Below are 22,115 nucleotides of genomic sequence, written 5' to 3' on the forward strand. Positions count from 1 at the left end.
CGATACTCCCAGAGAATGATGGCGATCAGCCCAAGCGGTTATCCGCAGGATGGTAGTGCGGGTCTTCCAGCACGTTCACTTCCACCATGCCACGGGCTTTGCCGAGTAGCTCCAAACAATCTGGACTTAGGTGGCGCAGGTGAAGTTTCTTGCCTTGTTGAGTATAGCGCTCGGCCAATTGATCAATAGCTTCCAGTCCGGAATGGTCTTTAACGCGCGCGTGCCTGAAATCAATCACCACGTCTTCCGGGTCATCCTTCGGCGTGAACAGGTTCAGGAAATTCTGCGACGAGGCGAAGAATAGCGAACCGTGCAAATCGTACACCTTCCAGCCGTGCTCCTCGGTGGTCACGTGCACCTCCATGCTCTTGGCGTGTTCCCAGGCGAAGGCCAGCGCCGAAATGATGATGCCGACGATGACCGCGATGGCGAGATCGGTCAGTACAGTGACCACGGCGACGGTGATGCCCACCACGATGTCGGTGCGCGGCACCTTGCCGAACAGGTTGAAGCTGCCCCACTCGAAGGTCTTCTCCGACACCACGAACATCAGGCCGATCAGCGCGGCCAGCGGGATCATCTCGATCCAGCTCGATGCGAACAAAATGAAGCTCAGCAGGAACAGCGCGGCAGCGATGCCGGACAAATTTTTCACCGCGCCGTTGGTGACGTTGATCATGCTCTGTCCGATCATCGCGCAGCCACCCATGCCGCCGAAGAAGCCGGTGACCACGTTGGCCACACCCTGGCCGATGCTGGCACGGTTGGGTTTGCCGCGCGTGTCGGTCATGGTGTCGATCAGGTTCAGCGTCAGCAGCGATTCGATCAGGCCGATGGCGGCGAGGATCACGCTGTAGGGGAAGATGATCGTGAGCGTCTCCCAGTTCAGCGGCACCTCGGGGAGGTGGAATTGCGGCAGGCCGCCCGCGATGGAGGCCATGTCGCCCACGGTCTTGGTGTCGATGCCGGCGAAGATCACCAGCGCCGAGGTGGCGACGATGGCGGCCAGCGTGGACGGCAATACTTTGGTGAAACGCGGCAGGATGTAGATGATCGCCATGGTCAGCGCGATCAGGCCCAGCATGGTGTAGAGCGGCGCGCCTTGCATCCAGTCGCCGTCGGGCGTTTTGAAGTGGCTCAACTGCGCCAGAAAGATCACGATGGCCAGTCCGTTGACGAAGCCCAGCATCACCGGGTGCGGCACCATGCGGATGAACTTGCCGAGCTTGCCCAGCCCGAAGCCGATCTGCAACACGCCCATCAGCACCACGGTGGCGAACAGATATTCCACGCCGTGCGTCACCACCAGCGCCACCATCACCACCGCAAGCGCGCCGGTCGCGCCCGAGATCATGCCGGGGCGGCCGCCGATCAGCGAAGTGATGAGACCCACCATAAAGGCAGCGTACAGACCGACCAGCGGATGCACCTGCGCCACCAACGCGAAGGCGATGGCTTCGGGCACGAGGGCGAGCGCGACGGTGAGGCCGCTAAGGAGATTCGTTTTGGTTTCGGAGAAATTGCGGATGCTCATTGAGGTGCTCCCAAAAAAAAACGGCCCTGCTCGCAGATGAGTGGCGAGCATGCGAATTCATACTGAGAATGTTGTCGGCCACCGAGCGGCCGGCAACTAAGTAACTTTGAAGTTACATCGGAAGAGACAAGGACGGATGAATCGTGGCGGGAATTATAGCCTAAGGCCACACCCGCGCTGGGAACTCGGATACCAGCAACGAGCGCTGGGCGATTTTTACGCGGCCCTCGCTCTGCTCAAACTCAACCAGAATCGCAGAAAACAACTTATCCTTGGTAGCCAAACGCATGCGGTAGTCAACGACATATCGCAGCGTAAGCTCTATCCAGTTTGCATCGAAACTCAGCGTGACCACAACATCGAGACTGGAGTCCTCTGCGCGGTGATGACGCACAAACGAAGCCCACAATTCACGCGCGGTAGCCATTGTATCGGACTGCACCCTTGCACCAACCTCGTACACAATGCTTCGCGCCAGACGGTGGTCGCAATCGGTGCGTACCGGCACCACGATCTCGTCCCATAGAAAGGGGAAATCTACACTGTAGTTCTGCACCTGTTCGCGCAGCACGATGTTGTTGGGGAGGTACACCACTCGGCCGTTGTACAGGTCGGATTTCACCCAGTCGCCGCATTCCATCACGGTGGTGGTGAGTGGGCTGATATCCATCACGTCGCCCATCACGCCGCCAAGCTTGATGCGGTCGCCCGGCTTGTACAGATTTCCGAAGGTGACCACCAGCCAGCCGAATAGGCTCTGAATTAGCTCGCGCAGGGCGAAACCGACACCGACACCGAGCAGGCCAATCAGCACAGGCAGATTGGATAGCTGATTGCTGAAGATGGCAATGGCGGCTAGCAGGCCCAGCACATAACCAGCAAGACTGAGCGCCTTGCGCGTCTTGTACCGCAGTTCCTTGTTCTTGATGTTGTTGTTGGCGAACATCTGTACGAACCTCACCAGCAGCAGGATGAAGAGCAAACTAAGCATCAGCCCCAGCAGTTTGCCGAACATAGGATGCGCAGTCAGATCATGGAGTATCTCGGTCATGGTTGAGTCGGCCTGTGATTAGTGGTGGCCATGCTCGGCCAGCTTCTCATCGCGAAAGATTTCCTTGTTTCGTCCAATGATGAGCAGTAGCGCGCTAGAGTAGGAAAAGGTAGACAGCATGATAACGCCGATGACCACCGCTTTGAACATTTCCAGATGCGGGTAGTTGGCGGGGATCATGGTGATCATCACGATGGACAGCCCCCCCTTGATGCCCGCGAAAGTCAGCACGCTCCACCAGAGCAGGTTGATGTCGACCATCTTCACGGTGCGATTTGCGATGGCGGCGAATAATCCCATCATCACACCCCGTATCACCGTGGTGGCGAGGAACATTACTAATATCTCCGTCCTGTACTGCCAGAGCAGTTTGAGATCGATCATCTCCGCCATGGCAATGAACAGGATGGTATTGGCAACTAGGGCCAGCAACTGGATGTCTTCCTTAGTGCGAAGATGGCGATCACGTTCGGCGAGGGTGGCGCGCAATCGGTCCAGCGTCTTGCCAATCAGGTTGGAGGAAGAGTTCTTGCTCATGGCCTCGCGCTGCAAAGCGGCTTCATCATGCTCGATGCGGCGCTCTTCCTCGTCGACCGCCTTCATCATCACGTGGTTAACCGTGATCACGGCGAAGATCACGGCGAGGATGCCGGACAGGTGCAGATGCGAATGCCCGCCCAGCAGATTGAGGAACACATAGAAATGCTCGGCAATCTCGAATGCGCCGTAACCGGCGATGATCAACACCATCATCTCGGCAAAGCGGTTGTGCGTGGATTTCATCAGCACCAGCCCGAGGAAGCCGACTAGCATGCCGACCGCGACCGAGCTCAGGATCACTTCCGCGCTAATGCCCAGCACATAAGCGGCGGTGATCTCGTTGCCGCCCAGCGCATACAGGCCGACGAACACAAAAGCGATCAGCGCCGTGGCATCGTTCAGCAGGCTCTCGCCCTCGGCTAGGATCTTCAGGCGATGCGGCAGTTCGAATTTGGAGAAGATGCTCACCACCGACACTGGGTCAGTCGCCAGCACCATGGCGAACAACACGATCACTGCGGCAGTCGACAGATGATAGTCGCCGAACAGCCAGTCCGAGATAGCCAGCGCGGTCAGCACCGACAGGATGATCGAGACAACCGCCAAATACAGCAGGCTCCACGCATGCTCCTTCAGGTCGGCAACCTTGAGCTCCAGCGAGTCAGAAATCAGCAACACCGGCAGAAGGAAGATGACTAAGGTGGCGAATTGCTCAGCATCGCCAGTAAGCACCGGTATCTGACTGAACACATAGTGAGCGACAAAAGAAAGCAGAATCAATCCCAACGGAGAAGGCACGCGTAGCTTTTCCTCCAACTGCAACGCTAGGAAAAGAATGGTCGCTATCGTCAGAAGTGAAGTAATCATGCTTGCTTTCTAGAAAATAAGTTCATGGTATCACCCTACATCCGCCGCCAGTTCATGACTCTGGCGGCGGAACAAAATCAGGTGCCTTCATGGTTTCGCCCAGTGGCTTACCTAGTACGCGCGAGTAGAAGTTTCGCACAGTAGAGATGGGGTAGGCCATCACCAGCAGCGCAGTGAACGTAATGCTGATCAGTACGACCATGTAAGTGACATCGCGTATCGTTTCCCCGCCAGCCACTCCGTATTGCAAGGGCAATGATGCCAGCACGGCAGCAGCCAATCCTTTGGGAGCCATCATCGAGATAATTGCTGCATCCCTCAGGTCATAGTTCGGGTCACGAAATATATAGCGAGTCAGAATCAGTCTCATTGCGAACACCAGCAACACCATCAGCCCCGCAGTAATTGCAAGATGTACCGCACCGAAGTGAATGGAAATGCCCAGATACACGAAAAAATAGGTCTTCAACAGGAACACCGCTTCGCGGTAAAAAGTAATGTCCATCTCGTTCAATGGCTCTATCTTCCGATCTAGTCGCTGAATGCGGTGCAGACCAAGCTTCTCGAAATTATTCAGCGTGATGCCCAGCGCCAGCGCCGCGATCGCCCCAGAGAAACCCAGCAATTCGGTCAACCCATAAACGATGAAAACATAGGCCAGCGTGGACGAGATTGTGTTGGAAAAATCGCGCACTCGCCCCAACACTAGCAACCAGCCTACCCCACCAAGCACACCGATGACTGCCGCGAAAATCAGTGCGGAAAGCACACTGCCGATCAGACGGCCTGGCTCTACACCACCTTGCGTAGATATTTGCAACAGAGCGAACACCCCTACGATGCACAGTACGTCAGTCAGAGCTGACTCCAGCACCAGCACAATCGCGGGCCTCTCCCCTATACTCAGTGCTGCTACCATGGGGATGACAACTGCCGAAGAGGTACCTCCCAGCGTAACCCCCAACATGGTAGATGGAAGCAGGGATAGGCCCAGCGTAAAGTAGGCGATCAGTATAACGATGAGCGTCGTCAACCCGAAGCATACCAAGCTCAATTTCCCTGTGGATGCAAGAGACTTGCCTAGCACGCCTAAATTCAGCGAGGTTCCACTCTCAAACAGAATCACCACCAGCGCGATAGTCGCGATGAGGGAACCGATCTTGCCAAAATCTGCTGGCGTAACAACACCCATCAGAGGTCCGATCACGATGCCAATCAGCATCAAGACCAGCACATCTGGTATGTTTGTCCGACGAAACTGCAATGAAAGGAAATGGGCAAAGAAGACCATCAGGCCAATGACCAGAATAGTGGTGGACATGATTTCTCCTGTTCTATCTTCGTCGGATTATACATGCCAGCAATTTTGCGCCAGACCTTTGGAACACCCTACGTAGGGCCCCTTCGTTTAGAGTTGCGCTGAATCACGCGCCGTTCGGTGAGTGACAAATCGCATGCGCACCCCGGCACTACCATTCACATCCTCGGCACCGAGCACATCTCATACATGCAGTTTTTCGATCAAACTCCTTTGGATACTCTTCTTCACCACAAAGGCAATATGATAGGCAAACGCGACATCATGCTGATCAGCGATCATCTCAGCCTATTCCGAGGAGGATTTGGCGCCTGAAAGGTGTCAACAATTAGACACCACTCTTTAAATCCATCCTACCAATTAGCAATATCCTATTGAATCTGTTTAGGATAACTAGAACTAGCACAAAGCGCGCTAGGAGCGAACCTTCCCGATTCTGCAGCTTGATGAGTTAGAATTCCCCCAATGCACCGAAAATGAGCAATACCATGATCTCAAACTTTCTCCACACTCCTAAAGAGTTACTACATGTTGGCATCATCCTGCTCCTGGCTTGGTTGCTGATGCAAGTGGGATTGCGCTTGGTTCAGTTATTTCGTAGTTACATGTACACACGAGCAGACTCCGCCGAAGACAAGCGCCGAATCGAAACCTTAGCCCGAGTTTTCCACCACATCATCACCGTTATCATCACTCTGGTCGCAGGCATGCTCGCGCTCAGTGAACTTGGCATCTCGATTGCCCCCATTCTGGGTGCAGCAGGTGTCGTCGGTATTGCTGTCGGCTTTGGTGCACAAAGCCTGATCAAGGACTATTTCAATGGTTTTTTCATCCTGATTGAGAATCAAATCCGACAGGGTGATGTTGTCGAGGTGGGAGGAAAAACTGGCGTTGTGGAGGACATTACGCTCCGCTACGTCAGTCTGCGTGATTACGAAGGTAGCGTCCACTACATTCCAAACGGTCTGATTACTACAGTCACTAACAAGTCACGCGGCTTTGCTTACGCTGTTATTGATGTCAGCGTTGCTTACCGCGAAAGCATTGAAGAGGTCTATGACGTTATACGTGAGGTTTCAGCGCGATTACGTGTTGATTCGTTGATAGGCGAGAAAATTCTGGAAGATATCGAGATTGCTGGGGTACAAGACTGGGCGGATTCGGCCATTGTGCTACGTTGTCGCTTCAAGACGGTTGCTCTTGAGCAATGGTGCGTGCGTCGTGAGTTTCTCAAGTGCCTCAAGATTGCTTTCGACGTGCATGGCATCGAAATACCTTATCCCCACCTCACCCTCTACGCTGGCACGGACAAGCAAGGGAACACCAGCCCATTCCGTATAGTTCGACAGGATAGATAGACAAGCATCGACATTAAGGAGAAACATATTATGCCGCCACAAATATCCATTGGTCTCATCGGTTACGGCAAAGCAGGACAAGCAGTAGCTAACGTTCTGAGCCAAGACCCCCGATTTGACCTGCGCTGGATCGCACGTCGCTCAACCATGGACCATGAAAGTCATCATCCCGGAACAGCCGTACCTATTGTCGGCATTGAGCAAACTCCATACCCGCAGCTGTTCGAGCAAGCCCCTGTGGATGCTCTGGTTGACTTCTCTTCACCACAAAGCATTCATAAGTACGGCGATGAGATAAGCAAGCGCGGCATCATGCTGGTCAGCGCTATCTCCGCCTACTCCGAAGACGATTTGACCTATGCTCGGGAACTGGGTCAGCGAACACGTGTATTGTGCTCACCCAATATCACTCTGGGCATTAATTTCCTGATTCTGGCTGCAAAACTTCTACACAAGATCGCCCCATTTGCCGATGTAGAGATCGTAGAGCAACATTTCAGGGAAAAGCCAGAGGTCTCAGGCACAGCACGCAAGATTGCCGAAACGCTAGAAGTCGATGGCGAATGCATCACCTCGTTGCGACTAGGAGGCATCGTCGGGCATCACGAAGTGATTTTTGGTTTCCCTCATCAGACGGTACGCCTCACGCATGACTCCATCCGACGCGAGGCATTCGGCACGGGAGCTGCCTTTGCACTTGAACAACTATCACAGCTAGGGAATGGCTACTATTGCTTTGATGACATTTTATTTAAGTTGATGCGTACCCAATTATTAAAAGGCTGAGCCCCCAATTACCGTCCAAAAGGTCTATAACTTAGCATTGCGCCAGCCCTGAATACGACGAATGAAAAGCTCGTCGCACCACTCCAACCAATTTGGCCTGTGTATCTTTCTGCTCGGCTAGAGTCTGTCGGGAATGCGTCCACTACCCTAGAAATATGCCCATTGTTCAAAACGCTTCTCGGAGATTTTCAGCGTATCCCCTATCCCATGCGGCAGCCACAGCCACTGGCAGCTTTGAGATTTGGTTGCCCCCTGAGTCTGCCGCACCACGGATTGCGAGTCAAAGTCACTCCCGACCTTCATGTCGGGTAAACCACACTCAGTCAGCATATCGCCTAGGGGTAACGTTGCTGCATAGTTGGACATCACTTCCATCACTGCTCCCTGGCCCAATTTCCGCGTATCCGAAGTGATAAGCAATCCCTTTTTGCTACGCAAGGCACACTATTTGCTCCTCACCTTTGCACAGACTGCGAGCGACTAATTCCCTGTGTTAGCATACCGACCAACGTTTCGTTTAGATACAGTGATGTCCAGCCCAACAATCCACGCCTCACTCACGCATATCCTTTCCGCTTCAACCTCTAGCTCACCCATGGATCAATGACATGCTTATTTCTCTGATTGTCATATTTATCATCGCTTATGTAGCCATCGCACTTGAACACCCACTAAAAATCAACAAAGCCGCTCCAGCTCTGATCGGTGCTGGATTGTTGTGGACGATTTATGCCTTATCGGTCAGCGATGCTCATCTGGTTGGCGAGCAACTAGGCGAGTCAGTCATGGCGACCGCACAAATCGTGTTTTTTCTGATGGGTGCGATGACCATTGTCGAGGTCGTCGATGCTCATAATGGCTTCGATATCATTACTCGTCGCATCGCAACGACCCGACTGTCCAGTCTGATGTGGCTGGTAGGGTTTGTGACATTTTCCCTTAGTGCGATACTCGACAATCTGACTACAACCATTGTGATGATTTCGCTCATGCGCAAACTGCTGGGCAAACATGAAGACCGACTGTTCTTTGCCGGCATTATCGTTATTGCGGCGAATTCTGGTGGCGCTTGGTCCCCCATCGGTGATGTCACTACCACTATGTTGTGGATTGGCGGCCAGATCACCAGTATCGCCATCATTAAGGGCGTGCTACTGCCCTCGCTTGCCAGCCTGATAGTACCTTTGGCCATCACCGCCTATCTTCTGCGTGGGCGACCAGTAATTGCCCCCGGACATGTCCACGGTGAAACCCAGTCACACGCTTCCATGTTCGCGCGCAACTTAGTGTTTTTCACAGGCTTGGGCATTCTGGTGGCTGTACCGGCCTTCAAGACGGTAACGCATCTCCCCCCTTTCATGGGCATCCTGTTCGGCTTAGGCATCTTGTGGCTAGTGGCTGATCTGGTGCACCGAAATCGGGACAATGACTCAAAGACTCACCTAACTCTGGTTCATGCCCTCAGCAAAATCGACATGGGATCGCTGGTATTCTTTATTGGGATTTTGCTGTCGGTGGCGACCTTAGAACATACCAACATTCTTACTTCACTAGCACAGTGGTTAGATCACAGTCTTGGCAGGCAAGACCTGATTGTGATGCTGATCGGAATCGCTAGTGCCGTGGTGGACAATGTACCTCTGGTTGCCGCTTCAATGGGCATGTATAGCTTGGCCGAATATCCCACGAACCACTTCCTGTGGGAGTTCCTTGCCTATTGCTCAGGAACCGGCGGATCGATACTGATCATAGGCTCTGCCGCTGGCGTTGCGGCTATGGGTCTGGAGAAGATCCACTTTTTCTGGTACTTCAAAAACATCAGCGGATTGGCACTGGTCGGTTACTTTGCCGGTGCAGGTGTTTATCTCGTCCAATATCAACTACTGCATTGAGAAACCAACCTGCGCCTACATCCGCCAGATATACAGCGAGGAATGATGCAGGTCATCCACCTGCACTGTTTGCTGAGGTGGGAACTCCGGTACGGCGAAGGTATTGCTGATGAACAGACTGCCGGACTTCATCTCGCGGCGGGCTTTTTCCCACAGTTCGGCCATCGGCACTGGCGACAGGTAGGCGAACACCACGTCGTATTGCGATAAGTCACAATCCCACAGACTGCCCCAGCGTACATGGCAGTTCGGCTTGAGCCGCAGCCGCAACCAGCTCCATACAAAGGGAAGCGGCGCGATCTCCACCCCCAAGTAATGCCCGTCTGGACGCACCGCTGACAAGTGCGCCAATACACCCCCCAAGCCTGAGCCGATGTCCATCAAGGAAAAGGACTTATCGCGCCCTTCCATGGGCGGCAACAAATCTTCCAATGCACGCCAAACTTTGTGGCTAGAAAGATAGAGCGGCACTTGGGTGCGGAAGGTGCTCCAGTACACCGCCAACAAGATGAGGAAGATCACCAGATAGAGCGTTGGCGCCACATCCACTGCCAGCATCGCCACTTGCGCGGGGGCGAAGATGAACTGGATCGGCACCCACCAACGTGCTTGTCCAGCGAGATGCGAGAGTGTTGCCGCCAATGCCCCGACCACTAGAGCCAAGGAGAGCGGCGTAAAGGGAATCGTTGTGAAGCGAGCCAACAGAATGGCTAGAAAGAAGGCGAGGCCTTGTAATAGCAGGGCAATGACGGCGGGAGGCAAACGGCGCGGCAAAGACACGTTATCGCTGCAAGCCAGCCTCGACTTCATCGCGCGTTGCCTTGCTGACCAGCCGCTCGATCAACGTCAGCGCAAAATCCATCGCCGTGCCAGGGCCGCGTGAGGTAATGAGCTTGCCATCCTCGACGATAGCGGCACGCTGTTGCTGCACCTCTGGATAAGCATCCAACGCACCGGGGAAGCTGGTAGCGCGCTTGCCGTCTAACACTCCGGCCGCAGCAAGTACCGAAGGTGCGGCACAGATCGCCGTCACGTACTTACCCTCGGCAACCATCTTCTTCACCAACCCGATGATGCGGGCATCCGCCTTCAGATTGTTGGTACCGGGCTGTCCACCGGGCAGCACCAGCATGTCGAACTCGTGAGTCAGCGCAGCTTCCAGCGTAGTGTCCGGCTGCAACATCACACCTCGACTGCCGCGCTGGATCTGGCCATCCAGTCCGGCGATCACCACGGTTAATCCGGCCCGGCGCAACAAATCAGTTACGGTGACAGCCTCCAGATCTTCAAATCCCGCCGCCAGCGGCACCAGCACTCGGCTCATGCTTCCAACCCCAGTTGGTAGGCACGCATCAGCGCAGATTTCAGCTGTGGATGCTTGTCGAGGTTTTCGATACCCATTTCGATCGAAGCGATCACCCGCAGGGTATCCATCTTTTCACTTTCTCCAAGCAATGCCTTATAGCCCTCTAGATCGAACTCGCCGTCATGCAGGAAATCAGCCGCACGCCCAGTCGCATCCCGAAAAATGATGGGCTCTAGCTCCATCACTTCGAAAATATACGAGTAGGTATCGATGTCGTGTTCGACCGCCATCACGTTATGCAAGGAAGGCAGATCCAGAAACTTGTCCAATACCTGCTCCAGATCGAGCTGCGACTCCAACTCGTAATTCACTCCTCGGAAGGAGAACTCGACGCGCGCGACGATGGAGTCTCTCATGGCTCAGTCGCGAAAGTTCTGATACTGCAAGGGAAAGTCGGTGATGGACTTTTTGATGAAAGCAATGGCTGCTTGCAAGTCATCACGATTCTTGCCAGTGACACGTACTTCATCACCCTGAATGCTGGCCTGAACCTTTTGCTTACTGTCTTTAATTAGTTTAACGATCTTTTTCGCCAGTTCGATCTCCACGCCCACCTTCACGGTGCATGCACGCTTGACCTTATTACCACTGACTTTCTCGATCTTGTCGCTGATATCCAGACACTTGATGTCCACACCGCGCTTGGTCAGCTTTCCGTTAAGGATGTCTTGCACCTGATCAAGCTGGAATTCGTTGTCAGCATGGATGGTCAGCACCAGTTCAGCCTGCTCCACATGGGCACCGGAGCCCTTGAAATCGAAACGCGTACCGACTTCCTTATTGGTCTGCTCGACCGCATTTTTGACTTCGGTCTTTTCTACTTCGGAAACGATGTCGAAAGATGGCATTATTTTTCCTCGATAAGCTTGTAGCCAAGAGATATTTTGCAACTAGCTAAATGTTAGCCAAACGAGCAAACGTAATCCACCGCGCCTGCGCCGGTGTGGATCTCGAAGCTGCTGTCGGCGGCGACGTTGAAGCTGCTGCCTGCTCCGTAGGTCTTAAAGACGGCTTCGCCCGCGATCTTGACCTGGCACTCGCCAGCGGTGATCTCCATCAACTCCGGCACGCCGACGTTGAAGGTGAGCTGGCTGTTAGGCAGAACCACACCGACGGTCTTGCGGCTACCGTCAGGAAAAAACACCGAGTGCGATACGCACTTGCCGTCAAAGAAGACGTTGGACTTAGTGCCAACGCTGACGTTGTTGATTCTATCTGTCATGTTGACTCCTTGTTATTTACGATTCTTCAGATTCGCCGCGATGCGCATCCGCAGGGCGTTCAGCTTGATGAAGCCGCCCGCATCCTTCTGGTCGTATGCACCCTTATCGTCCTCAAAGGTGGCGATGGTCGGATCGAACAGCGAATCGGTCTTTGAATCGCGGCCCACCACGATGACGTTGCCCTTGTACAACTTCACGCGCACCCAGCCGTTGACGGTCTGCTGGGTATGGTCGATCAGCGTTTGCAGCGCGAGGCGTTCCGGGCTCCACCAGTAGCCGTTGTAGATCATCGATGCGTAACGCGGCATCAGGTCGTCCTTGAGGTGGGCGACTTCGCGGTCCAGCGTGATGGACTCGATGGCGCGGTGCGCCTTCAGCATGATGGTGCCGCCGGGGGTCTCGTAGCAGCCGCGCGACTTCATGCCGACGTAGCGGTTCTCCACCAGATCGAGGCGACCGATGCCGTGCTTGCCGCCCAGTTGGTTCAGGGTCGCCAGCACGGTGGCGGGCGACATGGCCACGCCGTTCAGGGCGACGATGTCGCCGCTCTTGAATTCGATGTCCAGATATTCAGCGGCATCCGGTGCGTTCTCCGGCGACACCGTCCAGCGCCACATGCTCTCTTCCGCTTCCGCCGCCGGGTCTTCCAGATGGCGGCCTTCGAAACTGATGTGCAACAGATTGGCGTCCATCGAATACGGGCTGCCGCCGTTGCGGTGCTTCATGTCGATGGGGATGCCGTTGCTCTCGGCGTAAGCCAGCAGCTTCTCGCGGGACAGCAAGTCCCATTCGCGCCACGGGGCGATGATCTTGATGCCGGGCTTGAGCGCATACGCACCCAGCTCGAAACGGACTTGGTCGTTGCCCTTGCCGGTCGCACCGTGCGACACGGCATCTGCGCCGGTGGCGTTGGCGATCTCGACCAAACGCTTGGCGATCAGCGGACGCGCGATGGACGTACCGAGCAGGTATTCGCCCTCGTACACGGTGTTGGCGCGGAACATCGGGAACACGAAGTCACGCACGAACTCTTCGCGCACGTCGTCGATGAAGATATGCTCCGGCTTGATGCCGAACTTCAGCGCTTTCTGGCGCGCTGGTTCCAGCTCTTCGCCTTGCCCCAAGTCAGCGGTGAAGGTCACCACTTCGCAGTGATACGTGTCTTGCAGCCACTTGAGGATGACCGAGGTATCCAGACCGCCCGAATAGGCGAGGACGACTTTGTTGATTTCGCTCATGCTTCGTTACATCTCCATCTTAGGGTGCGCTCGCGCACCATTCATTCAAATTCGTTGGGGCACAAACGCACCCTACAGGTTAATTATTCACATTGCCCAGCAGCAAATACTCCATAAGGGCTTTTTGCACGTGCAATCTGTTTTCTGCTTCATCCCACACGACCGACTGTTTGCCGTCAATCACCGCTGCATCCACCTCCTCGCCGCGATGCGCGGGCAGGCAGTGCATAAACAGCGCATCAGGCTTGGCCACGGACATCATTTCGGCATCCACGATCCAGTCAGCGAACGCTTTCCGGCGTGCGTCGTTTTCACGTTCGAAGCCCATCGAGGTCCACACATCGGTAGTGATCAAATCGGCGTCGCGGGCGGCATCCATCGGATCGGCGAATTCTTCGTAGTGGTCGGTGCCATATAGCCCAGCGCGCTCCGGCTCGACCTCATAGCCCGGCGGGGTGGAAACGTGGACGTTGAAATCCAACAGTTCCGCCGCTTGCAGCCAAGTGTTGCAGACATTGTTGGAGTCGCCGATCCAGGCCACGGTCTTGCCTTTGATCGAGCCGCGATGCTCGATGTAGGTGTAGATGTCGGCGAGGATCTGGCAGGGATGGTATTCGTTGGTCAGGCCGTTAATGACCGGCACGCGCGAATTCTTTGCAAAGCGCTCGATGATCTCTTGCTCGAAGGTGCGGATCATCACGATGTCGCTCATGCGCGAGATCACTTGCGCCGCGTCTTCCACCGGCTCACCGCGACCAAGCTGAGTGTCGCGCGTATTCAGGTAAATGGCCGAACCGCCCAACTGCTGCATCCCTGCTTCGAAGGATAACCGAGTGCGCGTTGAATTCTTCTCGAAGATCATCACCAGCGTGCGATCGGACAGTGGATGGTAGGGCTGGTATGCCTTGAAACGCTCTTTGATGATGCGCGTACGCTCGAACACATGGTTCATCTCGTCCAGCGAAAGATCCTTGAACTGCAAGAAGTGTTTGATGCTCATGACATGAACTCCGTAATCAACGGGCACAGGGTGTCCAACAACTGCTGCGCCTCAGCCTCAGTGAAAATTAGCGGGGGTAACAAACGCACCACGCTGTCGGCTGTGACGTTAATGAGCAAGCCACGCGCCAGTGCCAACTTCACCAGTTCGCCACAGGGTTTGGATAGTTCGATGCCTAACATCAAGCCTTGGCCACGTAACGCCACTAAACCCGGATTACCACCGAGGCGCTGTTTGAAGCCTGCCAACAGGAAATCCCCAATGGCTGTCGCATGTGCCATCAGTTGGTCGTGCTCGACGATGTCCAGCGTGGCCAGTGCCGCCGTAGTCGCCAGCGGATTTCCACCAAAGGTAGAGCCATGATTGCCTGGCTTGAAAGTACCCGTCGCCTTACCCGCCGCGAGACAGGCTCCAATCGGCACACCCGAACCCAAACCCTTGGCCAGCGTCATCACATCCGGCAGGATGCCTGTATGCTGAAAAGCGAACCATTTTCCAGTACGTCCTATGCCGCACTGCACTTCGTCTAGCATCAACAACCAGCCATTCTGGTCACATATCTGCCGAAGTTGCTCCAGATAATGGATATCCAAAGTGCGGATGCCACCCTCGCCCTGAATCGGCTCAACCAGTACCGCCACCACCTCTGGATTGTGTTGCGCTACTTGACGAATGGCATCCAGATCGTCGTATGGAACCCGCACGAAGCCCTTCACCAGCGGCTCGAAACCGGCTTGCACCTTGCGATTTCCCGTGGCAGAAAGCGTTGCCAAAGTACGGCCATGAAATGCCTTTTCCATCACGATGATGTGCGGCGTCTCAACTCCTTTGTTATGGCCGTACATGCGCGCCAACTTGATCGCAGCTTCATTTGCTTCGCAACCCGAGTTGCAGATGAACACTTCGTCCATACCAGAAAGAGCAGCTAGCCGATTAGCCAACTGCTCCTGCTCAGGAATCTGATACACGTTAGATACGTGCATCAGCTTGTTAAGCTGGGTAGAAAGCGCTGTAGTCAAACGCGGGTGCGCATGTCCCAGCGTATTCACTGCGATGCCGGACAGTGCATCCAAATAACGCTTGCCATCCGTATCCCAAAGCCAAGCACCTTCACCCCGCTCGAAAGCGATGGGTAGGCGCGCATAAGTGTTCATCAAGTGCGACATAAATGCAGACGGCGGTCTGACCGCCGTGTGATAAGGGAAAGGTCGTATATTGACCAAACGAGCGCCTTTGCGCAAGTCTGGTGAGACTTCAAAAACAAAAAGCCGACGCAAGCGTCGGCTTTTTTAGCAACCACTTGCGCAGATTAGGCCATTGCCTTAATCGCGGCGGACAGGCGGCTCTTATGGCGAGCTGCCTTGTTCTTGTGGATGATCTTCTTATCAGCGATGGAATCGACTACGCTGGTAGAAGCTTGGAACACGGCTTGAGCAGCAGCCTTGTCACCTGCTTCGATTGCCTTGATGACTTTCTTAACGGCGGTACGCAGCTCAGAACGCAGGCTGGTGTTGTGCTGACGTTGTTTGTCTGCTTGACGTGCACGCTTTCTGGCTTGTGCGCTATTTGCCATGGTTACTCCTTGAATTTGGGTTGCTACGAAAGGCGCGCATTATAAGGACGAGCGAGCACCTTTGCAACCAGTTTGTTTGCTCAGTGTGCCGGGGGCACGACACCTTGCGTCGCGCCACCCTTTCCGTCCGGCACAACCCCACTCGCCGGAGTATTAGCTTTCTTTCCCCACACCCGATCAATCAATGGCCCCGCCCTAATACCGATCGCAGCTCCCACTGGACCCAGCAAAGCTGTTCCAATCGCCGCCCCGGCCATTACCCCCCCTGTCGGCCTAACCACCGGACTGTCCAATGAGCCTGACACCCGAAGTGGGAAGCTGACCAATCCCGCCATCCCTTTCAAATCCATTCCCAATACCCCATCCAACTGCTCCTGCGAGCTGATGCTCAAATTCCCCTCTGCATTAAATACAGATGCAACAATCTTCAGCTTGCTCAATTGGAAGCCAGCGTTGTCAACCAATATATCGCTAGAAATCTGATCGAACTGAATCTTCTTTTCCTGAGTCTTGGGAATGTTGCTATTGACCGCTTCTACCAACTTACTTTCGCCCAACTCGCCATGCCTGATAGTAAACTTACCCTCAATCCGTGACTCCCGCGGGAAGTCCCTCAAATGATCCAAATTGATGGAACCTTTGACATTCGCATCCAACACCCCAGAAAGTAGCAATCCATCATCCACCGCCCTCACGATAGGCTGGGGATGAACCCCCTTAGGTGACAAATCAAAGCGAAAAATCGAAGTTGCCGGAAGCAAGGTCATCGCCCCCTTCAGCGTCCCTCCTGCCAGCTTGGCATCCATCTGCTGCAAGCGAATAGCATCTGGAGTGTAGGCAATATGCGTATTTAATTGCTCAAGTTTGAGCGGCTGCTTGGCTCGCGGCTCGATCTGCAAAGAGAAGTCCGTAGATTTCACATCCGCATCCATAACCAAATGCTCAACCAGTGCATCGGGCGTAGCACCATGCGAGTGAAACACCCCATGCCCTTGCAGACTGCCAAACCCAATGACACGCTCATCTAGTGCCTTAATCGCGTGACTCACATTCGAGCCAGCTATATTCACCGCACCACTCAACTCCCACTCCGGCTCCCAGTGCAAGCGAGCCTTACCGCGCAAGGTGACGCCCATCAACTTTCCACTAAGCTCTTGTATATCAAAATCCGTGTCAGAAATATCACCTATCGCCTTAATTCCCTCCAACTGCATATCAGGAATATCCGGCACAGCCCAACCAGGAGTGGTCGCCACGACATGAAACGTACCATCCGGCCGGGGCTTCACCTCCGCTGTCAAATCAAACAAGGGAACATGCAGAGAAATTAAGTCAGGGTCATTATTCGCCGTGAAGAGTACCGTCCCTGCAACCCCATCCAGCGGCATATCTGACACCTCCAAACGAAAACCCTTAAAGTCCAGCCGCTCGACTCGACAATAGACTGGCTCTTGAACTGTGGGCACGGGACTCATCAGCCACTCGAACAACTCAGTCACAGCCCCTTCATCCAACTCGCCGCGCTCTATGGCGACCAAGCTTACGACACATTGACTATGAAACAATGAGTTGGCATCAAACCCCACCTCCAATGTCCCTAGCTTGACTTCCCCCACACGCCCGACTGTAACTCCCTCGATATGCAAATGAGGTGCAGGAAGCAGCTCAATTTTTAGGCGCTCAATCCTAACTGGACGTTCAACCAATGCGCTAATCACCCGCTCAACCTCGGGAATATAGCGCTCAAACGGAATAAAATACGTCACCGCCAAAAAAATAAATAGCAATGCAATCAGGCAAATAAGGACATATTTCAAAAACTTCATCAACAAATATCACCAAGAGTGTTTGACGAATGTTACGTGATTTTGCTATGATTCGCCCGCTTTCAATTCCCTGATAGCTCAGTCGGTAGAGCGACGGACTGTTAATCCGCAGGTCCCTGGTTCGAGTCCAGGTCGGGGAGCCAAACAAATCAAGGAGCTAGATGAAAATCTGGCTCCTTTTTTCTTGCCTAAATTAGACACGATCTTAGACGCGTCTAAGATCAACATCAGATCAATACCAAAACAATAAGCATTACCAATGCAATTATCGGTCTATATACGCGCATCCATGTACGTCATAGCGATTAATAAGCACAATAAATTTGTGGCCTTCGGAAAAAGGTAACATTGGTAACATAAAATAAAAAACACCAATAGAACGGCTATCCAAAGCCATTCTTATGTGTTTTTGAAAAGGTAACATCTGAGTAATTTAAAGGTAATCTAGTTACTATGGATAACAGTTACTTTTTATAATTTATTTATCTATATTATTCAGTTAGTTGTGAAAATATTACCTTTTCAGTTACCAATAATTACCTTTCATTGGTAACTGAATTCATCTATATTAATCAATCAGTTAATCAATATAATAATCACCAATTACCAAGGTTACCTTTTTCCGAAGGTCGAAACTGAATCTAGTTATTTGCATGCGCTTGAACTGTTGTGCATGTGGTGTGCAACAAAATGCACGAAATATTCGCTCCCTATATCTGCCGCCGATTGCCCGTGCTGGCTAATTCCGCCGAGCCATGCACCTGCACATTTTTTGGCCTCTAAAGCGGGCAGGCGTGGCGGGGTCACGAGCGCGCGCTGAAGGGTGAGATGAACAAAAAAACCGCCAGACCGGATCTCGGCTGGCGGCTCATTGAATGGGATGACCTCTTGCCAGAGCAGAGCCTCTGGCGATCTCCTCGAATATCAGCTACTCATCATTGGGTATCGTGACGATCACCGATCGCACCATTGTCCCTGAGGCCTTGAACGCTCCTTCGGGTAGCGCTTCGATGTCTCCGCCGCGCTGACGAATCAGCTCGCGGAAGTCGGCAGTCAGTTTGTTGTCACGAAATGCCACGCTCGCTGCCATCACCGACACCAGCAGTCCTCCTAGCTTCAGGAACCGCAGCGCGTGAAGCACATGCCGAATGTCGGCTTGCTTAGCGAACGGTGGGTTCATCACCACACGGTCATAGCTAGCCTCGGGCACTTGAGCCAAGAAATCCATGTGGCGCACCGAACCAAGCCGCACGTCGCCAGCCAGCGCCACGAAGTTTTCTTCCATCAACTCATAGCAATCAACCCTCGCCCCGGCATCGGCGCAGGCAAATGCAATCGCCCCCTTGCCGGCGCTCGGCTCCAGCACACGCATTCCATGACTCACGTCGGCCAACTCCATCAGTCGCTCAACCACAGCGGGCGGAGACGGGAAGAAATTGAATTCATCCTTTGGCACGTCAACCTCGCCGGACAGGATGATCTGATCAACCCGCGTCGCTGCCTCGTTATCAAACAGGTGCGCCTTCGCCTTCCGGTTCCACTTCCCGCCTGCCGCCTCCAACACCTTATTCGTCCGCTCATACATCCTGCGGTCAAGTTGTCCGGTCAGCACCAGTGCATGACCGTTGGTTTCTGCGCGACTCAGCACCGCCAACACATCATCAACTCGCATCACTTACCTTTCGCCAACTCGTAAGGATTGAACCGGATCACCTCTTCGCCGATCCAGTCATTCAGCTCAGCCAGACGCGCCATCAGCGGCGCGATCTCATTGGCCGAGAACACCGCCGCCGCCTTCTCCGCATCGCCGAACCCGCCCGTATTCCCTGGGATGATCCCCATCAGCTGCGGCGGAACGCGGTGCGCGGCCAGCTGGTCGTCGCGCGTCACGTTCTTGATGTTGATGAACTCATCCTTCGCGGCCACCTCAGCCACCGGAATCAGCTGAATGCCGTCCTTCTTCCCGTTGGGCGCATACATGAACAGATTGCGGAAATTGCCCGGCCCCTTCGCCTCCTTCAACGCTTTGCGCAGCGCGTCCACATCCTCTTGTTTCTGCGCCGCATCGGTCATGTACAAGATGAACCCGGCATGACTGCCATTCTTGTAATACCTCCGCCTGAACAATGTCGCCGCCTCGTTCAACCACGCCGAATTCAGCGCCGGAATATATTCAGGAACCCCGTAGATCTCCTGATTGATGTCCGGCTCCATCAAGTGGAACACCGTCCCCTTCGCGAACTCATGCTCGGCATGCCAAGCATTCACGAAGTAATACTGATCCAGATCATCCACCCCGCGCCGCGTGTACTTCGCCAGCGACGGTTGCAGTTTCAACACCCGGCTGGTCATCGACTCCCGGCGCTCCAGATAGGCATTGCCGAAGATGATGTACTCCATCGCGTACCGCGAGAAATCCGACCGCGACAGAAAGCGATGCGGCACGAAGCACGCCGTTAAAATGTTGCGCTTCACCTGAAGCGCACTCGCATGGTGCACCGATGATCGAGACGACTTCGCCAGCCCCTCCATCGAGATCGGCGGCTCCCACCACTTCCCTGCCCGGCCGCACTCCAGATAATCCATCAGGTCGCGCTTATCCAGCACCGCCTCGGTATCTCCGAAGGTAAACACCTCGGCAGTCGTTGTTTTAGTTGTATCCATCAGCTGATCTCCATAATTGAAGAATTAGTAGGTGTACCGCCTTCCAGCGGCTCATTAGAAAGGGCGTGCATCGCCGCCCAAGCCAGATCGGCGTGGCTGATGTCCTTCGAGCGTCCCGCCTCAAAGGTCACTTGCCTGCCGCTCGCCGTCGTCGTTTTTTTGATCGCCATGAAGCTGGCCGCTACATCTGTCCAGCCGGCATCGAACTCCAGCCTTCCCTTGTTCACCACATCCAGCGCCTTCAGCACCAGACGAACTTTCACCTCCGGGCTGTAATTGAACGCGCGTGCACCGGGATACCACTGAATCACCAGTTGATAGACGGCACTGCCGATGCCGGTAGTGTCGATGCCGATGTAGGTCACGTTGTAGCACTCGGTCACTTTATGGATCCGGCGAGCCTGCTCCTCGTAGTCCATGCCTTTGAACTGAACCCGGTCGATGATGCGAAACTTTCCGCCCTGCACTAGCGGCGGCGCGATCACCACCAGCGCTGCGCTGTCTCCGCTGTTTGACGGGTCATAGCCGATCCACACCTCACGATTTCCCAGCGGGCGCAGCGCGAACGGTTTGAAGTCCTCCCACACCACCCACGAATCCACCATGCAGCGCTGCATCACCGCCAGCGGGAACACGCTCTGTCCATCGTCAATGAACTGGCACATCAGCAGATTCAGGAATTCTTCTGGGCTGTACTCACGGCGCAGCTCATCCACGTCGAACAGATCGCAACCGCCCGCCACCGCATCCAGCACCGTCACCACCTGCCGCCACTGACCGTCCTCGCACGCCCGACCGCCCTTCAGCGCCTCGTGGCTGATATCGATCATCACCTGGTCGGCCTTCGCCTTGCCCTTGTTCGCCCACGAGCCAGACCAGAACGGATACGCCTCATGGCTCAGGCTGGAAGGCGTCGAGAAATACGTCTTCCGCCAATGCTTGTGCATCGACATGCCGGAAGTGACCTTGCGGAAATTCTCGAACTTGGGGATCCAGAAGTACTCGTCGGTGTAAGTATTGCCGTGATAGCTCTGCGCCGTGTTCGCATTGGTGCCGAGAAAGTACAACTCCGCGCCGTTCGGCAGCACGATCGGGTCGCCCTGCAACTCGATGTCTGCCGCATCCTTGGCGAACTGCTTGATGTAGCCCTTGAACACATGCGCCTGCGCCTTCGATGCCGAAAGGAAGATCTGATTCCTCCCCGTCTCCATCGCATCGTCCAGCGCCTCCCGCGCGAAATACCAGGTCGCCCCGATCTGACGGCTCTTCAGGATGTTCCGCGTCCGGCTCTTGAACCCCTCGCGGTACCAGTGCTTCTGATAGGTGAACAGGCTGTCGATGAACGCCTCGTGCAGCTTCTCCTGCTGCTCCTCGCTGTAGTCGTTGCGCGTCGCCGCTTTCTTCGGCCCCTTGTTCCGGTTCGCCACCTTAGGATTCAGATCGGCCTCATTCCCACCGCGAGAGAACTTCCTCACCCGCGCCGTGCGCTCCATCTGCCGCCCGAGCAGATCGATCTCCTTGAAGTCGCGCCCGTCCTTCTCGTCCTTCATCACCAGCGTCATCAGCCGCGCCTCGATCGCCGCATCCACCCGCTCCACCGGCTCAGTCTGATCCCAGCCATCACGCCGTTTCCAGCTATGGATCGTCGCAGCGGGCACGTCCAGCATCTCCGCGATGCGTGAAACGCGATACCCGTGGAACCAGTACAGGTCACGGGCTTGGCGGCGTGGATCGATGTCGGTGTCGGTAGTCATGCCTTCAGATTACCGCCCCGCACGCGCGCGAAATAAGGCGGCTTGCTGTGTATTGCGCGCTTAGTGCCAGCACTCATTGATTAGATAGCCACCGCTCGGCAACCATGCACCCCACAGATTGACCT

The 22,115-nt window shown here is 54.6% G+C and carries 21 protein-coding genes and 1 tRNA gene; 4 read left to right on the forward strand and 18 right to left on the reverse strand.

What is annotated here, in order from left to right:
* Positions 1–25 precede the first annotated feature (25 nt).
* The 4 genes from OYT1_RS07645 to OYT1_RS07660 form a co-directional block, all read right to left on the reverse strand.
* Positions 26–1,534, reverse strand: coding sequence for a SulP family inorganic anion transporter (locus OYT1_RS07645; RefSeq protein ID WP_062627472.1), 1,509 nt, complete (start codon positions 1,532–1,534; stop codon positions 26–28).
* Between the two features lie 160 nt (positions 1,535–1,694).
* The gene (locus OYT1_RS07650; RefSeq protein WP_062627473.1) at positions 1,695–2,585 is read right to left on the reverse strand and encodes a mechanosensitive ion channel family protein; all 891 of its coding nucleotides are present in this window, start codon (positions 2,583–2,585) and stop codon (positions 1,695–1,697) included.
* 18 nt (positions 2,586–2,603) lie between these two features.
* Positions 2,604–3,992: a cation:proton antiporter gene (locus tag OYT1_RS07655; protein WP_062627474.1), complete on the reverse strand. Its 1,389-nt coding sequence runs from the start codon at positions 3,990–3,992 to the stop codon at positions 2,604–2,606.
* Positions 3,993–4,044: 52 nt separating this feature from the next.
* Complete coding sequence (locus tag OYT1_RS07660; RefSeq protein ID WP_062627475.1) at positions 4,045–5,313, reverse strand: cation:proton antiporter; 1,269 nt, start codon at positions 5,311–5,313, stop codon at positions 4,045–4,047.
* A 473-nt stretch (positions 5,314–5,786) separates the two neighbouring features.
* Here OYT1_RS07660 and OYT1_RS07670 point away from each other — a divergent pair, with 473 nt between their 5' ends.
* A complete protein-coding gene (locus OYT1_RS07670) occupies positions 5,787–6,668 on the forward strand; it encodes a mechanosensitive ion channel family protein (RefSeq protein WP_062627476.1) in 882 nt (293 codons plus the stop codon).
* Positions 6,669–6,698: 30 nt separating this feature from the next.
* Positions 6,699–7,454, forward strand: coding sequence for a 4-hydroxy-tetrahydrodipicolinate reductase (locus tag OYT1_RS07675; RefSeq protein ID WP_062627477.1), 756 nt, complete (start codon positions 6,699–6,701; stop codon positions 7,452–7,454).
* 147 nt (positions 7,455–7,601) lie between these two features.
* Here the strand turns inward: OYT1_RS07675 and OYT1_RS07680 are convergent, their stop codons facing one another.
* Positions 7,602–7,829, reverse strand: a complete 228-nt coding sequence (locus OYT1_RS07680; protein ID WP_062627478.1) for a hypothetical protein — start codon at positions 7,827–7,829, stop codon at positions 7,602–7,604.
* A gap of 233 nt (positions 7,830–8,062) precedes the next feature.
* Here OYT1_RS07680 and nhaD point away from each other — a divergent pair, with 233 nt between their 5' ends.
* On the forward strand, positions 8,063–9,346 hold the full coding sequence (gene nhaD / locus OYT1_RS07685; RefSeq protein WP_062627479.1) for a sodium:proton antiporter NhaD: 1,284 nt from the start codon (positions 8,063–8,065) through the stop codon (positions 9,344–9,346).
* A gap of 15 nt (positions 9,347–9,361) precedes the next feature.
* Here the strand turns inward: nhaD and OYT1_RS07690 are convergent, their stop codons facing one another.
* The 10 genes from OYT1_RS07690 to OYT1_RS07735 form a co-directional block, all read right to left on the reverse strand.
* Complete coding sequence (locus OYT1_RS07690; RefSeq protein ID WP_062627480.1) at positions 9,362–10,156, reverse strand: class I SAM-dependent methyltransferase; 795 nt, start codon at positions 10,154–10,156, stop codon at positions 9,362–9,364.
* A complete protein-coding gene (locus OYT1_RS07695; protein ID WP_062627481.1) occupies positions 10,128–10,670 on the reverse strand; it encodes a DJ-1 family glyoxalase III in 543 nt (180 codons plus the stop codon). Before OYT1_RS07695 ends, OYT1_RS07690 begins: the two co-directional genes overlap by 29 nt.
* A complete protein-coding gene (locus tag OYT1_RS07700) occupies positions 10,667–11,068 on the reverse strand; it encodes a hypothetical protein (protein WP_062627482.1) in 402 nt (133 codons plus the stop codon). The genes OYT1_RS07695 and OYT1_RS07700 overlap by 4 nt, the downstream gene beginning before the upstream one ends.
* Before the next feature lie 3 nt (positions 11,069–11,071).
* Complete coding sequence (locus OYT1_RS07705) at positions 11,072–11,560, reverse strand: YajQ family cyclic di-GMP-binding protein (protein WP_062627483.1); 489 nt, start codon at positions 11,558–11,560, stop codon at positions 11,072–11,074.
* 53 nt (positions 11,561–11,613) lie between these two features.
* The gene (gene ppnP / locus OYT1_RS07710; RefSeq protein WP_062627484.1) at positions 11,614–11,934 is read right to left on the reverse strand and encodes a pyrimidine/purine nucleoside phosphorylase; all 321 of its coding nucleotides are present in this window, start codon (positions 11,932–11,934) and stop codon (positions 11,614–11,616) included.
* A gap of 12 nt (positions 11,935–11,946) precedes the next feature.
* Positions 11,947–13,173 (reverse strand): argininosuccinate synthase, encoded by a 1,227-nt coding sequence (locus tag OYT1_RS07715; RefSeq protein WP_062627485.1) that lies wholly within the window; start codon positions 13,171–13,173, stop codon positions 11,947–11,949.
* 79 nt (positions 13,174–13,252) lie between these two features.
* Positions 13,253–14,173, reverse strand: a complete 921-nt coding sequence (gene argF / locus OYT1_RS07720) for an ornithine carbamoyltransferase (protein ID WP_062627486.1) — start codon at positions 14,171–14,173, stop codon at positions 13,253–13,255.
* The gene (locus OYT1_RS07725; protein WP_062627487.1) at positions 14,170–15,339 is read right to left on the reverse strand and encodes an acetylornithine transaminase; all 1,170 of its coding nucleotides are present in this window, start codon (positions 15,337–15,339) and stop codon (positions 14,170–14,172) included. The genes argF and OYT1_RS07725 overlap by 4 nt, the downstream gene beginning before the upstream one ends.
* Before the next feature lie 143 nt (positions 15,340–15,482).
* On the reverse strand, positions 15,483–15,746 hold the full coding sequence (gene rpsT / locus OYT1_RS07730) for a 30S ribosomal protein S20 (protein WP_062627488.1): 264 nt from the start codon (positions 15,744–15,746) through the stop codon (positions 15,483–15,485).
* An 80-nt stretch (positions 15,747–15,826) separates the two neighbouring features.
* Positions 15,827–17,572, reverse strand: a complete 1,746-nt coding sequence (locus tag OYT1_RS07735) for an AsmA family protein (protein WP_062627489.1) — start codon at positions 17,570–17,572, stop codon at positions 15,827–15,829.
* Positions 17,573–17,639: 67 nt separating this feature from the next.
* Between OYT1_RS07735 and OYT1_RS07740 the strand changes: the two genes are divergently transcribed.
* Positions 17,640–17,715 (forward strand) — tRNA-Asn (locus tag OYT1_RS07740).
* Between the two features lie 785 nt (positions 17,716–18,500).
* Here OYT1_RS07740 and OYT1_RS07745 read toward each other — a convergent pair.
* Genes OYT1_RS07745 through OYT1_RS07755 form a run of 3 tightly spaced genes read right to left on the reverse strand, consistent with a single transcriptional unit; the run spans position 18,501 to position 21,990 of the window.
* Positions 18,501–19,244, reverse strand: a complete 744-nt coding sequence (locus tag OYT1_RS07745; protein WP_062627530.1) for a methyltransferase — start codon at positions 19,242–19,244, stop codon at positions 18,501–18,503.
* Positions 19,244–20,236, reverse strand: coding sequence for a phage portal protein (locus OYT1_RS07750; RefSeq protein ID WP_062627531.1), 993 nt, complete (start codon positions 20,234–20,236; stop codon positions 19,244–19,246). Before OYT1_RS07750 ends, OYT1_RS07745 begins: the two co-directional genes overlap by 1 nt.
* Entirely contained in the window at positions 20,236–21,990 is a 1,755-nt protein-coding gene (locus tag OYT1_RS07755) for a terminase ATPase subunit family protein (protein WP_062627532.1), read from the reverse strand. Before OYT1_RS07755 ends, OYT1_RS07750 begins: the two co-directional genes overlap by 1 nt.
* Positions 21,991–22,115 lie beyond the last annotated feature (125 nt).

It is taken from the genome of Ferriphaselus amnicola, assembly GCF_000974685.2.
Taxonomy (GTDB): domain Bacteria; phylum Pseudomonadota; class Gammaproteobacteria; order Burkholderiales; family Gallionellaceae; genus Ferriphaselus; species Ferriphaselus amnicola.